Origin of the sequence: Nostoc sp. UIC 10607, assembly GCF_047228265.1 — a bacterium.
Classification (GTDB): Bacteria; Cyanobacteriota; Cyanobacteriia; order Cyanobacteriales; family Nostocaceae; genus Nostoc; species Nostoc foliaceum_A.
Map to the genome: position 1 here is coordinate 97767 of NZ_JBIQNW010000018.1, position 16951 is coordinate 114717.

12 protein-coding genes are annotated in these 16951 nt (G+C 38.8%); 7 read left to right on the forward strand and 5 right to left on the reverse strand.

The window, feature by feature from the left end:
* The first annotated feature begins 38 nt into the window (after positions 1-38).
* The 5 genes from ACEYW6_RS17505 (at position 39) to ACEYW6_RS17525 (ending at position 9914) form a co-directional block, all read left to right on the forward strand.
* The gene (locus ACEYW6_RS17505; RefSeq protein ID WP_412980712.1) at positions 39-4253 is read left to right on the forward strand and encodes an amino acid adenylation domain-containing protein; all 4215 of its coding nucleotides are present in this window, start codon (positions 39-41) and stop codon (positions 4251-4253) included.
* A gap of 53 nt (positions 4254-4306) precedes the next feature.
* Complete coding sequence (locus ACEYW6_RS17510) at positions 4307-5485, forward strand: 2-isopropylmalate synthase (RefSeq protein ID WP_412980713.1); 1179 nt, start codon at positions 4307-4309, stop codon at positions 5483-5485.
* A gap of 209 nt (positions 5486-5694) precedes the next feature.
* On the forward strand, positions 5695-7722 hold the full coding sequence (locus tag ACEYW6_RS17515; protein ID WP_412980714.1) for an ABC transporter ATP-binding protein/permease: 2028 nt from the start codon (positions 5695-5697) through the stop codon (positions 7720-7722).
* Between the two features lie 30 nt (positions 7723-7752).
* Positions 7753-9435, forward strand: coding sequence for a GUN4 domain-containing protein (locus ACEYW6_RS17520; protein ID WP_412980715.1), 1683 nt, complete (start codon positions 7753-7755; stop codon positions 9433-9435).
* Positions 9436-9491: 56 nt separating this feature from the next.
* Positions 9492-9914: a hypothetical protein gene (locus ACEYW6_RS17525; protein WP_412980716.1), complete on the forward strand. Its 423-nt coding sequence runs from the start codon at positions 9492-9494 to the stop codon at positions 9912-9914.
* Positions 9915-9990: 76 nt separating this feature from the next.
* Here the strand turns inward: ACEYW6_RS17525 and ACEYW6_RS17530 are convergent, their stop codons facing one another.
* The 3 genes from ACEYW6_RS17530 to ACEYW6_RS17540 all read right to left on the reverse strand — a co-directional run bounded on the left by ACEYW6_RS17530 (position 9991) and on the right by ACEYW6_RS17540 (position 10916).
* The gene (locus ACEYW6_RS17530; protein WP_412980717.1) at positions 9991-10521 is read right to left on the reverse strand and encodes a GNAT family N-acetyltransferase; all 531 of its coding nucleotides are present in this window, start codon (positions 10519-10521) and stop codon (positions 9991-9993) included.
* Between the two features lie 24 nt (positions 10522-10545).
* Positions 10546-10722 (reverse strand): hypothetical protein, encoded by a 177-nt coding sequence (locus ACEYW6_RS17535; RefSeq protein WP_412980718.1) that lies wholly within the window; start codon positions 10720-10722, stop codon positions 10546-10548.
* A gap of 77 nt (positions 10723-10799) precedes the next feature.
* Positions 10800-10916, reverse strand: a complete 117-nt coding sequence (locus tag ACEYW6_RS17540) for a GNAT family N-acetyltransferase (RefSeq protein WP_412980719.1) — start codon at positions 10914-10916, stop codon at positions 10800-10802.
* A gap of 82 nt (positions 10917-10998) precedes the next feature.
* On the opposite strand from ACEYW6_RS17540, the gene ACEYW6_RS17545 reads away from it, so the two are divergent.
* A complete protein-coding gene (locus ACEYW6_RS17545) occupies positions 10999-12879 on the forward strand; it encodes an ABC transporter ATP-binding protein (protein ID WP_412980720.1) in 1881 nt (626 codons plus the stop codon).
* A gap of 347 nt (positions 12880-13226) precedes the next feature.
* On the opposite strand, the gene ACEYW6_RS17550 is transcribed toward ACEYW6_RS17545, so the two are convergent.
* A complete protein-coding gene (locus ACEYW6_RS17550) occupies positions 13227-14672 on the reverse strand; it encodes an AAA-like domain-containing protein (protein WP_412980721.1) in 1446 nt (481 codons plus the stop codon).
* Between the two features lie 650 nt (positions 14673-15322).
* Entirely contained in the window at positions 15323-15718 is a 396-nt protein-coding gene (locus ACEYW6_RS17555; RefSeq protein ID WP_190892161.1) for a hypothetical protein, read from the reverse strand.
* A gap of 333 nt (positions 15719-16051) precedes the next feature.
* Between ACEYW6_RS17555 and ACEYW6_RS17560 the strand changes: the two genes are divergently transcribed.
* Positions 16052-16651 carry a Coq4 family protein gene (locus ACEYW6_RS17560; RefSeq protein ID WP_412980722.1) on the forward strand — a complete coding sequence of 200 codons (600 nt, stop codon included), beginning with the start codon at positions 16052-16054 and terminating at the stop codon, positions 16649-16651.
* The last annotated feature ends 300 nt before the right edge of the window (positions 16652-16951 follow it).

Genomic DNA, 16951 nt, shown 5'->3' on the forward strand with positions numbered 1-16951 from the left:
AATCGCATTACCTGCGGGAACGAAAAGAAAATTGAACTATGACACAAAAAGAGCAAGTAGTTTCTTTAATGCTGCGTTTGCAGAACATCGGATGCCGAATTTGGGCTGAAGATGATAAATTACGTCTGCGTACAACCAAAAACGCCTTAACTTCTGAACTCAAGCAGGAAATTCAAGCCAACAAAGCAGAGATATTAGCCTTCTTAAATTCTGCCAAAGCCGGATCTGTCATTGCAGAAGAAATTCCAACCTTGCCAGATGATGCCCCAAAGCCCCTTTCCTTTGCTCAACAACGCCTCTGGCTGTTAGCGCAACTCCAAGGGCCATCAGCTAGTTACAATATGCCGATGGTTTTACAACTAGATGGAAACCTCAATATTGATGCTTTGCATTCTAGTTTGGCCTATCTGCTGAATCGGCATGAGAGTCTGAGGATGTATTTTCCCACGGTGACGGGACAACCTCAAATTGCGATCAAAAATTTAGATGACATCGAAGTTTTAACTGTACAAGACTGGCGAAACCTTAATGAACAAATTCCGTCTCCAACTATCCAGCATTTTATCGATGCTTATGTTCAAGAACCCTTTGACTTAAATACTGGGCCTTTATTTAAAGCAAAATTGCTGCAATTCAAAGGGCAGAAATATGTGTTGCTCATCAATATGCACCACATTATCAGTGATGGCTGGTCAATGGGAATCTTTGTCCGTGAGTTACGACAAGTTTATACCGCCTTTTCTGAAAGTAAGGCCCCAAAGCTGTCTCCATTAGCCATTCAATACAGCGACTACGCAAACTGGCAACGAAATTGGTTACAAGGGGAAGTCTTAGAAACCCAGATCAAGTACTGGAAAAATCAACTCAGCGATGCTCCCCCATTATTGGAGTTACCTACCGATTATCCCCGTCCAGCATTACAAAGCTACCGAGGCGATCGCGATCGCTATTCCTTACCGCCTGAGTTGACTCTTGCCATTAAAACTTTAAGTCAACAGCAAGGCGCAAGTCTATTTATGACTTTGTTGGCAGCTTTCAGTATTCTGCTTTCTCGTTACAGTCGCCAAGAAGATTTATGTATTGGTTCTCCTATTGCTAATCGCACCCACAGCCAAACAGAAGGATTAATCGGCTTTTTTGTCAATACCTTGATACTACGTAACCAAATCAAACCTGAGCAAAGTTTTATCGAGTTCCTACAACAAACTAGCCAAACTTGTTTAGATGCATACTCTCATCAAGACATTCCCTTTGAGTATCTGGTAGAACAGTTGCAACCAGAACGCAGCATGAGCCATAATCCCTTATTTCAGGTCATGTTAGCACTGGAAAATAACGAAAGTCCCGACCTAAGTTTGCCAGGACTAGAGATTGAATGGCTCCCATTAACCTATCCGTTTGCTAAGTTTGACCTAGCAATTCTGGTCATAGAATCTGATAAACAGCTAGATTTCACTTGGGAATACGCCACCGATCTCTTTGATCAGAGCACTATACAAAGGATGGCGGAACAGTTTGAAGTTTTACTGAAGGGAATTGTTGATAATCCTGGGAAACCTATCAATACTCTGCCTTTGATGACAGCGTCCGAACTTCTACAACTGCAACGCTGGAATCAAACAGAAAATGATTATCCCCACGATAAAACTCTAGTTGAGATATTTGAACAACAAGTTGAAAAAAATCCTCATAATATTGCTTTAGTATTTGAATCTCAACAGTTAACTTATCGAGAACTGAATCAAAAGGCGAACCAACTAGCTCATTATCTAATTCAAAATCACCAAATTAAGCCAGACACTTTAATTGGTATCTGTGTTGAACGGTCTTTGGAAATGATTATTGGTGTACTCGGTATCCTGAAAGCGGGTGCAGCATACCTGCCAATTGATCCCAATTATCCTAAAGAACGGATTGGGTTCATGTTAGAAGATTCTGGGACATCGGTGTTACTGACGCAAAGTTTCCTATTAGACCAATTACCCTTAGCTAACCTCAAAAAACCCTGTCAGATAATTTGTTTAAATAAGGTAACTTTTGCCGAAGCTTCAAAAGAAAATCCTAGCCCTCAAAGTACGCCTAATAATTTAGTTTATGTAATTTATACCTCTGGTTCGACGGGGCGACCAAAGGGGGTGATGATTGAGCATCGCGCAATTGTCAATTTAAGTTTGGCTTGGGCTGAAACTTTTCAAGTTCAATCCCAAAGCCGTTTACTTCAGTTTGGTTCTTTTAGTTTTGATCTATCTATTGCTGAAATTGCGACTACCTTCGTCACAGGTGCTTGCTTGTATCTTGCGAAAAAAGAAACCTTGTTACCCAGTCAAATCTTAGTTGACTTTTTAGCTGATCACAAAATTACCCACAGCTTTTTATCTCCCTCGGCCTTATCTATTTTACCTTCAGCAACCTTACCCGATTTGCAATCCCTAACTGTTGGTGGCGAGGCTTGTTCGGCCGAATTAGTTACTCAGTGGGGAAAGGGAGTGCGTTTCTTTAATTGCTACGGGCCTACGGAATCTACGGTTAATGCTGCGTTAGCTATGCTTTCTGGAGGCATCGCACTCTGTCATCCTAATGGAAAAAAACCACCCATTGGTCAACCATTATCTAATATCCGTATCTATATATTAGATGCTCAAAATCAACCATTACCCCCAGGAATACCTGGAGAATTGTGCATCGCTGGTGTGGGTTTAGCACGAGGCTATCTCAACCGTCCCGATTTAACCGCCGAAAAATTTATCAACATTGAGTTATTCGGTAAACTTGAGCGAATTTATAAAACAGGCGACTTAGCAAGATGGCGAGATGATGGAAACCTTGAATATTTAGGTCGCATTGACGATCAGATTAAATTACGGGGCTTTAGAATTGAACTCGGTGAAATTGAATCGATTTTGTTGCAACACTCATCAGTTAAAGAAGCAATTGTCATTTTATATAAAACTGAGAGCAACCAAAGTTTAATTGCTTATGTAACGAGAATCAACAATGATTTGTCCACCCAACTTAAAAATCATCTTAAATCCCGTCTGCCCGATTATATGATACCTGCTCAGATAATCGTATTGGATGAGTTACCTTTAACTCCCAATGGCAAAGTTGACCGGAAATCTTTACCTGCTCCAAATGGTGTAGTTGAGGGCTTATATGAATCCCCACGCAACGCAGTTGAACAGCAATTGGCACAAGTTTGGTCTACTGTCCTCGAACATCAAAACATTGGAATTCATGATAACTTTTTCGACTTGGGCGGTCATTCTTTATTAGCTATCAAACTACTCAATAATATTCAACAAGTCTTCGAACAAAATCTTTCTTTAAGTAATTTATTTCAGAATCCTACTATTGCTCAACTCGCAGAACAACTTTGGAACACTGAGGTTCAACAGTCAAATCCCGATTTACTTTCACTCCAACCTCAAGGAAATGCAACCCCTCTATTTATTCTTCCTGGCGCAAACGGACACGGCTTCTATTTTCGAGATTTGGCAATCAATTTAGGAACTAAGCGGCCAGTGTATGGACTCGAAACTCCGGGACGAGATGGCTCTAGCGCACTCCCTGATTCAGTAGCAACTCATGCGAGTCAACTGATTGAGCTATTACGTAAACAGCAAGCTAAAAGTCCATACATATTAGCAGGGTACTCTTCAGGTTGTGCCGTTGCTTTTGAAATAGTTTCCCAACTCGAACAGCAAGGTGAAACGGTGAGTTTACTAGCTATTTTGGACGCTGGACTAGTTTCTAAGCCAGAGTATTTTACTGATAGAGCAGAGCTTGATTGGATTTGGCAATTGATTCGACGAATTGAAGTCTTAAAGGGAGTTTCTTTAGGACTGCAATACGACGATTTAGCGACTCAACCCAATGATCGAGCTAGGTGGGATTTAGCAGCAGACTATCTATATCGACATAATGTTTTACCGGAGCACTCCACCCTTTCTTTACTCAAAACCAATATGAAAGTGATGAAAGTGCTAACGCTCAATTACGCAAATTATCAGCCTACTCATCGAATTTCTGCCCCCATTGTTTTATTCCGCGCTCAAGAAGTTAAGGAGATTGTTTTGCAAGAACTCCAAGCTATTTCTGATTACGACCTACCCGATTGGGGATGGCAAGCCTATACTCAAAAGCCTGTCAAGGTGATTTCTGTACCTGGAAACCACGGACTTATGCTTTATGAACCCAATGTCAAACTATTAGCCACACAATTACAAGTCTTGATGCTAGAGGGAGCAAAGTAGAGTATTCTGACTCCTTATTTATCCCACCCTAAAATAATTTTGCGAGAGGTCTAATGGAAACACTTCCGATCAAAATTTACGATGAAACCCTGCGGGATGGAGAACAACAAGCAGGCATTTTCTTCTCTTACCCAACTAAACAAAAACTTGCCCATCTAATTGCTCAAACAGGAGTTGCTGGATTCAACGTTATGCCCTGTGTATGTGAGCAAGAATCTGAACTGACTAAAACATTAGTATCAGAGGGATTTGATAGATTGATTACTGCCGCTACCTTAATGCAAAAGCAGTATATTGATCTTGCAAAAGACTGTGGTGTTAAGCGCATCATTCTTTTTCATGGTCTTTCCGATCGCCTACTCTTTCTACGAGATCCTCAGATCCGTTTGTTGAATGAGTTTAAAGGAAAAACCATTGATGACGATATCCCAGCAAAAATAATCGAGAGAATTCGCCAAAACGCCATTGATGTAATTGTCGAAAATTTGCACTATGCAACTATGGTTGCTGGTCTCAGAGTAGACTTTGCCGCCGAGGATGCCTCAAGAGCCGATTTTGACTTTTTAGTGCAATGTATCCGTTCTTTTGGCCCTTATATCGAACACTTCATGCTCTGCGATACAGTCGGAGTCCTGACTCCAGAAAAGAGCTATATCTGGATTAACGACCTGCTCCAACGGACAACAGGGGTTGCTTTCGGAGTACACTACCACAATGACATGGGCTTGGCTCTCGAAAATACTCTCCAGTCCATCATGTCCGGGGCTAGTTACGTATCGGGTACATTTTGCGGAATTGGTGAACGAGCTGGAAATGTTGCCATTGAGCAAGTGTTAAATGGGTTGCGAGTTCGCTTTGGAATTGAAGTCAAGGGGATTAACTATGATGCGATCGCTACTGTGACTGATTACATCGAGGAATTGGGTGTTTGTCCAGCTTCACCTTACTCTCAAACTGCTCAACGCCACGAATCAGGTATCCATGTCAATTCTTTGTTTAGCGACCCTCAAAGCTATGCTGCTTTGCCTTACAACAGCATAGAGGTTCTCTTCGGCAAATGGAGTGGAGTCAGTAATTTTCAATATCTATTTGAAAAGCAACTGCAAAATCCTCAACCAAGGAAGCTATATGAAAAAATGCGCTCAGTGATTAAATCTCTTGCTGTTGAGCAAGAACGCTATTTTACAGCCAAGGAGGTATTAGAGTTATGGAAAAATGGAGTCTTTAAATAATCTTTTTTGTCATGTAGTAGCTCGCAGTTATTGTGGAGTGGAAAAAAATATCTGCGATCTACACTACATCCCACAGCTAAAGCATATAGGTTTTGTTTGCAAATTACTGTACACAACCTAAAAGCATTGCAAAATAAAAGATGTAGTCAATATAGTAAAATACCAAAGTTATTCAGTCAGCCTCAAGAGCCTCAACTGATTTTTACAACATGCAATCTAAAACTGTTCTTAATCAACCCATAAAAAATACTACTTCAGCTTTTACTCAATTTTGGGAGAATGTCAAAGCGATCGCAGGCCCTTACTGGTATCCCACAGAGGCATGGGGACGAGCATTTTCAGATGTGATTCGTGCATGGGGAATGCTCATTCTCTTGATATTATTAATCATCACGCTCGTGGGTGTAACTGCCTTTAATAGCTTCGTTAGCCGCTATTTGGTCGATGTCATTATTGAAGATAAAGATTTTAATAAATTTGTTGATACATTATTGGTTTATGGTGCTGCCCTGATCTGCGTAACGCTCTTAGTAGGATTTACTAAATTTATCAGAAAACAAATTGCTCTTGATTGGTATAATTGGCTAAATAATCAAATTTTAGAAAAATATTTTAGCAATCGTGCTTATTATAAAATAAACTTCAGGTCTGATATTGATAACCCAGATCAACGTCTAGCCCAAGAAATCGAACCTATTACCCGAAATGCCCTTAGCTTTTCAGCTACTTTCCTAGAAAAAGTGCTGGAAATGGCGACTTTTTTAATAATTGTCTGGTCAATTTCTCGATTTGTTGCACTTTGTCTCGTTGTGTATACGATTCTAGGCAATGTGATTGCTGTTTACTTGACTCAAGAATTGAATAAGATTAGTCAAGAAGAACTTGAATTTAAAGCCGATTACAGTTATGCACTGACTCATGTTCGTAATCACGCTGAATCGATAGCTTTTTTTCAGGGAGAAAATCAAGAATCAAATATAATTCAGCGAAGATTTAGTAATCTCATAAAAAGTGCTAAACGCAAAATTGATTGGGAAAGAAACAAGGATATTTTTAGCAGAGGATATCAGGCTATTATCCAAATATTTCCATTTATAGTACTCGGACCTTTACATATTAGAGATGAAATTGATTTTGGAGAAGTTGGCCAAGCCAGTTTAGCTTGCAATCTCTTTGCTAATGCTCTGGCAGAATTAATCAATGAATTTGGAACTTCTGGACGATTTTCTAGTTATGTTGAGCGTTTGGGTGAGTTTACAGATGCGTTAGAATTTGTTACCAAAGAACCAGAGAAAGTAAGTACTATTAAAACAATAGAAGAAAACCATCTCGCTTTTGATAATGTTACTTTACAAACGCCCAACTATGAGCAGGTGATTGTTGAAGATTTGTCATTGTCTGTTCAGCCAGGAGAAGGTTTATTGATTGTTGGGCCTAGTGGTCGAGGTAAAAGTTCTCTGTTGAGAGCGATCGCTGGTTTGTGGAACGCAGGAACTGGTCGTCTGGTGCGACCTTCCTTAGAAGAAGTTTTATTTTTGCCCCAACGTCCTTATATAATTTTGGGAACTTTGCGCGAACAGTTACTCTATCCTAATACGAATCGTGAAATGAGCGATGCAGAACTCAAAGAAATTTTGCAACAAGTTAATCTGCAAAATTTGCTCAGTCGAGTGGATGGTTTTGATACTGAAGTTCCTTGGGAAAATATCCTCTCGTTGGGAGAACAACAACGTCTTGCATTCGCACGGCTATTAGTTACTCGTCCTAGCTTTACTATATTAGATGAAGCAACGAGTGCTCTGGATTTGATTAATGAAGAAAAGTTATATCAACAGTTACAATCAACAAAAACAACTTTTATCAGTGTTGGACATAGAGAAAGTTTGTTTAATTACCATCAATGGGTCTTAGAACTATCACAAGATTCAAGTTGGCAACTTGTAAACGTTCAGGATTATCGGCTTCAAAAAGCAAAAGAATTTGTCACTAATCCTCCCAAAAAAGGTGAAATTACAATAGATGTTTTACCCAATAGTGAATCCCAAAGTCAACCAAAAATATCGACACAGATAGACACAATCGTAGGGCTTTCTCATAAGGAAATGCAGACATTAACAGACTCTAGCATTAGCACCATCAGGAGCAAGGCTAGCCTTGGTAAGTCCATTACTACTAAAGATGGCTTTACGTACCGCTATGAAAAAGACCCGAAAGTGTTGAAATGGGTAAGAGCTTAATAACTATTCATAGTTTTGAAAATCAAGGTCATGCTAACTAAACAGCAAAAACAACTAATTACTTACGAAGCTATTTCAATTTACGAACAAACCTATCAATTACCCGTCCTAAAAAATAAGGGTGTAAAAGCAGTTCAAAAAAATATTCGAGAACGGCAAAGATTAATCAAAGAAGGTGTTAGATATCATCATCATTTTGGGGGAATAATTAAGCGAAAAGAAGAAATAAGCCAGGGAGAAGTTTTTAATGAAATCCAATTATTTATCAAAGATTACAGTCATGTAATTGATTTTTTAGAAAGTTATAAGAATAGTTATCATGATTTTTTATTAATTCTTGCGGATGATTTAAAAAAATTATTCAAACAGAAATATTTGGAAATAAAAAATTTAGAAGATGAAAGAATAAAATTAGAGCTAAAAAATAATAAAAACCTGAAAATAATTGATGAACTAAGATGGGAGAAGCAAGAAAACTTTAAAGCAGTTTTACTGTTGAGTAATGCTTATTTTTTAATTTTAGAAAAGATAAGATTGCTTGGCGAAGGAATTAAAAAGCTTGCAGAAGACACAAAAAATCAAAAAGAGATTGTTCAGCAGATAGTTAAAAATTTGGAAGTATATCAAGAGATTTACGAATATCAAAGAAAAGCCTATAAAATTCGCCAAGAGATAGCAAAAATTGCCCATACCGCAATCAATTTTGAAAATTCTTTACAAGATTACTTTAGTCCCTTTCAATATTTAATAGATGAAGTCGTAAAAGTAGATGAATATTTTTACGCAACTGTCGGAGATATTAAAATTTTAGGTGATAATGTTTTAAAGTATCAGTCAAATTTGTTTAACCTTGAAGATAACGAGGCAATTTCTGAAACTTTCCTCGATTTTATGGTGACAAGTTACGATAAAAAAGCCAGATTAAAAGATGCTTTTATTCAATCTCAATTATTAGATTGGCAAATGCATAATTTTGATTTGAGCGAAAATGGTGTCTTTTTAGATAAGGGTATTGATTTAATATCTGACTATATATCCAAGCAACTCACTGATCAAAGAGAAGTGCTAGGCATAGCAGAAGTAAATTTTGTCTCTACAGCGCCTCTATCTACTGTTGAAGACACAGGATTCATGGGACTGACTAATAACAATGTTACGTTAAAAAAAGAACTTTTAAACAATGAAAACATTGATTATACCCAATTGCGGCATCTCCTCGCGCAGCATAAATGGAAAGAAGCCGACATTGAAACCACTAAATTAATGCTAAAAGTCATGAAAAAGAATTATTGGAATGAAGTTTATAAGGAAGATATTGATAATTTCTCTTGTCAAGAACTCCATACCATTGATCAACTTTGGGATCAATATAGTTATGGTTATTTCGGCTTCAGTATTCAGCAAACTATCTGGAGCGAAATGGGTGGTCAAGTCGACTATGAAACAGAAAAGAGACTTGGCGATCGCCTTGGTTGGCGAAAAGAGGGAAAATGGTTAGACTATGAGCAATTAACTTTTAAATTGTCCCCCATGACACCGATGGGACACCTACCAGCCAAATGGTTACACTATGACCAAGAGAGCTTTGACTTATCCCCAAAATCATCTACAGAACACCTTGCAATGGGAGCTTGGCGGGTAAAGTCTTGGTTAGTTTGGCAGATGCATTTATTTTTTTCTCGTGTAAAAATTTGTAACAAAAGTTACCTATGAATTAATCGCATATTTATTAATAATATAAAAAAAAATTTAATAATTTTAGGATAAATATGAGTAATAGTAAACATTCTGATATAGAAATAGAAATTTTACTTTTGGGAAAATGGCGTTTTGATACGTATTCCGAAAAAATTACTATTGAATTTAAAGATGATATGACTTATGAGCAAAACAGGGTTCAAATACTTCTTTTCTCTAAACCTAAAGAATTTCTAACAGGTAATAAATTTACTGGTGTATGGTACGTAACTCAAAAAAAGTTACATTTAAATGTTAGAACTATGCCAAAATCATTTTTTAATTTAAAGGTGCCACTAGCTTTTAAGATTTCTTTGGCAGATATGATAGCTACTTTAGGTTCTGTGTTTATGCCAGAAAATTATGAAGTTCTTAGAATTAATAACTCTAAATTTCTCATAAAAGATAAAGAGCAATCAATTATTGGGACAAGAATAAATAATAGTAGGAAGTAATATAGTTCGTAAATTCTCTTTCCTATGACTGCAAACTCAAACGTGACAACATTTCTGGCTAGAGGGACTGATACTTTTAAGATTTAAAAATATAAAGGGAGTCATCCGGCTGCCATTCTGTGTGTGAGATAGCAAAATATACGACATCATGACCGTAATAGCTAGCATTCTTTTCGTACTTCATCCCTACCTTTTGAATCACACGCACTGAAGCGATGTTTTCTGGATGTGCGATCGCTACTATCCGATCTAGTTTTGCTTGCCAAAATCCAAACTTTAAAGTTGCTTGTGAGGCTTCAGTCCCCAGTCCCATGTTCCAATAGGACTTGTCAAACACATAGCCAAGCTCAACTTCCGGTGTATTTTCTAGAAAACTAAGTCCACAACGACCAATCATCTTACCAGTTTCTTTGTATATTACCGCCCACATCCCAAAGTTGTGTTTTTGCCACTGTTGGATATGTTTGCTTAAACTTGCCTGGGTTTGTTCTCTTGTTCTTGGCAACAGATACCTCATGATTTCTACATCGCTGTAGAGGCGAAATAGGTAATCAAAGTCGTTTAGAGAGAAGTGCCTTAGTTGCAGCCGCGCAGTTTCGATTTCCATAATTACCCCGATTCAGAATTAAATTTACAAAATGTAAAAAGAATCATCTGAGCGCCATTCTGAACGAGCCAGAGAATAATACACTGCATCTAAGTTATAAAACTGAGCATTTTTCTTGTATTTCAAGCCGCTTTTCTCCATTACACGACGCGAAGCTGTATGTTCTGGTGCAGTGATAGCTTCCTCAAAGCCATACCTCAAGCTTGCCTTTGCGGCTTCGCTGGCAATTCTTTGATTTCAATGAGGTACACCCGTAGGGGCACGGCAGTGCCGTGCCCCTACACTCTAGGTGAATACCTCATAACTGCTGGGTTGCTCAAAATGGGAGCAAGTTCATCCAAATCTTGAGGAGTATAGGGTCTTAGTAGTAGTCTTGCGGCTTCTATCTGAGGCATGGTATCAGAATAGGAAGATAAATGCTACTTTAAACAAGCGTATTTTTTTACAAACATTAATATAAAATATAATGCTCTTACTATGAGCATCTATCAATCTCTGAAAAAATCTTATACGCAAGACCGTCGGCGTGAAAATGACTGGCGGTTGTTCTTGCGTCTAGTTCCTTATGCCCGTCGTAGCGGACGGCTATTGACGCTGTCGATGTGCCTACTCGTACCGCTTGCCTTGGCTAATGCCGTACAACCGCTGTTGATTGGCCAAGTTATCTCCCTGATTCGCAATGAACCAAACACTTACGAATTTCTCAGGAATCGCCCCTTGTCCGAAGGGCTAAATATTCTGGAGGGATTATTGTTGGTTGCGATCGCAATCCGCTTGATTTTGACGGGCTACCAAGGTTACGTAGTACAGAAGCTAGGACAAGAAATCACCGCAGCAATTCGCCAAGACTTATTCCAGCATGTGACATCTCTCGCAGTACGCTTTTTTGACCGCACGCCCGTAGGTAAATTAATCACCAGAATCACCAGCGATGTGGAAGTTTTAGGCGATGTATTTTCTACCGGGGCAATTGGCATTGTGTCCAATTTGTTTTCCATGCTGGTGATTTTGGGTTTAATGTTTTCCATCGAATGGCAACTCACTTGCTTGCTGCTATTGATGTTGTTACCAGTTACCTGGTTAATAGTTTATATTCAGCAACAGTACCGCAAAGCCAATTACAAAGGCCGGGAAGAACTTTCTATCCTAAACTCACAGCTACAAGAAAATGTGCTGGGCATTAACGTAGTGCAGTTATTTCGCAGGGAAAAATTTAATGCCGAATTGTTTCGCGCTACAAACAGCCGCTACACTCAGCAAATGGATCAAACCATCTTTTATGATTCATTTATTTCAGCAACCTTAGAATGGATTGGTTTGATTGCGATCGCAGCTGTTTTGTGCATGGGTGGTTGGTTACTGTTAGGAAAAACTTTGGCTTTTGGGACTTTATCTGCATTTATCTTGTATGCCCAACGATTATTTGATCCTTTAAGGGATTTTGCCGAAAAATTTACAGTAATTCAAGCTGGTTTCACTGCCATTGAACGCGTAGGCGACATATTGGATGAACCAATAGAAATCCGCGATCGCGCCAACGTGCGCTTCTCAATATTTGATGCCAAATTTGGCTACATAGACGAGATAGTTGCAAATCTAGAATCCCCAGACCTCACTTCCCCGCCTGAACTGGGAGAAATCCGTTTTGATCATGTTTGGTTTGCTTACAAAAACGATGAATACGTAATTAAAGACTTAGATTTCACGATTCATCCTGGTGAAAAAGTGGCATTAGTCGGCCCCACAGGTGCGGGTAAAACTTCGATCATCCGTCTTTTGTGCCGCCTCTACGAACCTACTCAAGGGCGCATTCTCATAGATGGCGTAGATATTCGAGAGGTACCACAGGCAGAACTGCGGCGTTATATGGCAGTCATTCTACAAGAAGGCTTTTTGTTTGCTGGGGATGTTAAAAGCAATATTTCTTTAGGAGATGGCTATACCGTTGAACAGATTCAACAAGCAGCAGAGGAAACCAACATTGCCCAGTTTATAGAAGAACTACCCCAAGGTTATGATACTCAACTTCGAGAACGGGGCACAAATATTTCTAGTGGTCAAAAGCAGCTTTTAGCTTTTGCACGGGCTGCCATTCGCAGTCCCCAAATTTTAGTACTAGATGAAGCTACTGCTAGTTTAGATGTTGGGACAGAAGCTTTAGTTCAAGAGGCATTAAACCAGCTTTTGCTCAGACGTACCGCTATTATTATCGCTCATCGCCTGTCTACGATTCGCAATGTAGACCGGATTTTTGTTCTGAAGCGTGGCGAATTAATCGAGCAGGGAAGTCACGATCAACTACTGCAACAAGGAGGGCTTTATGCCACTTTGCATAACTTGCAGATGTTGGGAAGTTAGGATATTTTCAGGATACTCCTAAGTTGGCAAACAGCGATCGCTATCTCTGTGACGACATCTATACCAACAAGTGAAAAATCAGGGTGTCTTATTTAGAGTAAAATAAAACACTTTTAAAAACTAGCTGTATCGCTCCTTAGCTTACAGTTTAGCTACATTTTAAGTTAAAAAAAATCAAGAACCAGTTTAAAAATTTTTCCCGCCGCCATTAGTGAAAAACTGTAGATAGTTCTTGGCGTTGCTAATTGAATACATAAAAGAGCTTCATGCTCCAGAGAAATCTGACCAAAGGAATTCTCTACCCAGAATTACGGTGAGTCAGAAAAAAAGCACCTGATAGTTTTTTCTTAAGCACGTTTTTGCAATGATTCATATTCAAATTCAGGAACGCATAGTTGTTTTTTAAAGTAAGAACGGTAGAGTTCGCAACGCGGTAGGATGCGATCGCCTTCATAAGTTATCAACCCCAAGCTTTCGAGTTTATGAGCATAAATGGGATTCAGGGAAATGCTTTGCTTTGCGGTCATAACTTCAACATATGCCTTTACCAAATTGGAATTTTCTTGCAGAATTGCCCAGTGTCGCCATAAATGATAACGATATATACCGCCGTTAGCCATCGCCTCCTGTATGAGTTCTTCTAAGGTGATTCCTTGACAGCATAAATAATACAGAGCAATCCTAATTAGTGCTGGATGTCCCCCCACAAGGGACATCAGTTGGGTAACCTGCTTACTAGAAGTCCAGTCTAGCCCATGCCGTTGCGCTAAATATTCTACTTGGTGCTCAGTAAATTCTGGTAGCCGAATCGGGAGTCCGATATTAAATGGGGAGCGGTTGATATCTAGGGAAACATACACTTCTGTAGAATAAACCACCACTAGCCTCAGTTTCTGTAAGTTGGTATCTTGTCTTGCTTCTTCATACCAAGAACGCAACAAACCAAAGAACTCCTCAGCAATTTGAGGATATTCAAAAAAGCGGTCAACGTCATTTAAGACTAAAACTACTGGACTTTGACTCTGCTTGAGCAAATAAGATTGCAAGTATAAACTGCAACTCAACTTACAACCTATTTCCTCATGCCAATTTTCATCTAGCTTGGGGTCAATGCCTAATTCTGTTGCAATTTGCCAGCAAAAAGAACGCAAAAGCTTGTTTAAGTCTGTCAGACAGTTGGCATCGATTTGCTTGCAATTCAGGTTTACTGGGCGATAACCTTGCATCTGGGCAAAGGCTAACAGCCTCAGTACAAGAGAACTTTTTCCCATCTCTCTTGGTGCTCGAATCCGAATCACACAGCCTGGTTGAATTATTTCTCGATAAACTAGTTCCTCAATGGGGGGACGTTCTACATAGAAGGGGGAATCTAGGGCTACGGGGCCATCTGGATATGACCAAAGATTTTCGAGTTGGTTATGGTGTTGAGTCGCAAATGAATCTAGGGATAAAAGGGGTGATATTTTTTTTTCTTCTGTATCTAAACTGAGTAAGTAACTTCGACTTTCAGAATTATTCGGTTCACTCAGGATTGAATAGTCTTCCCTTTGTAATTCTAGATTAAAGGCACTAAAGCACAATTTCAGGGTTTTTTGATCCACACCTGTATTCAATGACCATAATCGATTCAGAGTCTTGGTAGAAACACTCATGCGATCGCCTAAATCTTCTAGAGTGAAGCGTTCGCCATTGTTTTGAACCTTTTCCATAGCCAGAATTGCCGCTTGCAAACGCTTCAACCCAGCGATCGTTAGGACAATTCCCCGTCTTCGCGTGCTCTTAGATTGCTTCATATCGCTAATTATCTATTTGCTTTTTTATTTACTGTCTTAACTATCTCCTCATTGTTTCATGTTTTTAAACAGTTATTCAACAGTTAATTAGCTGTTATATAATTATTGTTTCATAGGTAAAAAAAGATACGCATCTACTTTGTGGCAGTTAGATGAGTGGGTATAAAAAAACAAAGCTATATTGCATTGATTGTAATTTTTTCTTCCCCTACAGAAAGCTGCTGACGCATCTGCATCAACTGTCTTTTACTACTTGCAAATAAAAAATCACAAGCCTTAATAGCTCAGTTTATTTATGCCTACTGACTAGGTTATTACCTAAAGTTATTTCTTATGTAGTATTAATCTAGATTTTGCAGTGCAAATGTATCAAACAAGGTGTAGGCAATGTCTACGATGGGCTACGCTTACGCTTCTAAAAATTACGCAGTCTTTGCAACACACAGTAGGGGTGCACAGCTAGCTGTGCACCCCTACTAAAGACCTATATTTTATGCAACTGAGAAACGCTACAATCTATTATCAGGAAGGGTAAGCGCGTTACCCAAGTATTAGAAGAGTTCGGTGGTTACACACCAGCGTCCCTATTATGACTCTTTTATTGGCAAAAGAGTATTAGTACTTGCTACCAACAAAATATTGTAACGCATTTAGCGCCGAACTTTGTTAGAGATGTCTTGGCCTGCCCGTGCCGCACTGTCCCCTACATCGCTAGCAGTTTCCTGAGCGCCCTCTACGTAGCCTGAACCAAATTCCTTAAAGGCTTCTGCTGACTCTCCTGCAATCTTCTGAAGTCTTTCACCAGGAGAGCCTTCCGTTTCACGAGCTTCTTTATTCCACTGTCCTATTGTTTTCGGTCTTTGAGCATCATTTTGCTCTACCTGTTCGCGGACTCTCTCCTTTAAGCCTTTGTCATTCTGCCCATAAGTAACATTCGTCGTCAGCACGAGAAAACCAACTAGGACAACAGCCAAAAAACGTTTTACCTGAAGTCCATTAAGTAGAGAACTGATGTTACCAATCGTCCTAGAAATCAAATTTATCATTGCTAATTAGCTTATTTTTTGACTACAAATAAAGATTAACTATAAAAAGATAATTAACCTTCTAGCAAAAGGCATATTTTAGTTATAAAAAAGAAATAATTTTTAAATCTTGGGGAAGAGGTGATTTGTGAGCTATATGGATATTTACCATTCGTCTATGGGTACAAGCAACGAGCAATACTGCCTTTTTACAGAGAGTTTGTATAACAACCGAGAGAGATAATTATCCGAAAGCGAATGCTGAATGAATACATCAAACTGTTATTAGAAATTAGATAAAGGTCTAAAAATTCCCTTATTTATACTTTTTAAAAGCTCCTAAAGTAAATTATAATGCTCCAAAAATTACAACAATTCCAAGCAATTATAGCTTATAAAAGCTCAGGAAATTTGGGTGATATTGCCATTCTTAAATCTGAGTTTTTCGGTGCCAAAGTTTCTCCAATATTTGCCTCCAAACTACAACCAGTAGCGGGATATTATCCCGTAATTGATTTGAACCAATTAAGTCAATATCCCCAAGGCTCTTTTGGACGAGAATATGCCAATCATATGCGGATAAATCAACTAAAACCATTAAACATCAGCCCGGAACTAGAAGACATTGCCAAACGCAACCTATTTGCTCTGCGATATTTAGTCACCCACGATATTTTTCATGTATTGCTTGATTTTGATACCACCTACGCGGGAGAAATTGGTGTACTTGCTTTTGCTGCTACACAAAACTACAGTCAATCACTGCAAATCGGTTTGTGGTTGGCTAGATTGCTCTATCCCATCTTGGCTCCCCAACAAACCAAAGCGATTTTCGTCAACCTAGCGAAAGGGCGAGAACTAGGTAAAAAAGCTGATTTTATGTTGGGCTACCGCTTTGAAGACCATTGGGAAGAACCAATTGAGGATGTAAGAAAACGGTTGGGATTAAGATAAATTTAGCCAATTAATCCGAAAAAAGCATTTTCCTGCTCAATAACAGCTTTTTTGGAAGTTTAGCTCTTTTTTTATAAAACATGCTTGAGTTTCCTTCGGCTTACAAATGTAGCACTAAATACATTTTTAATGCTACATTTGGTTTTTAATACAGATAGGAATAAAAAAAACATGTATCTATAGTTAGATAAATTATCTATCTTAAGATATACATAATTCCTAAAGAGCTACTAATAACAATCATTAGTCAGCCAATTTTTAGGCTAGAGGCAAAGTTTTGTCTAACTGAGTGGATTTATA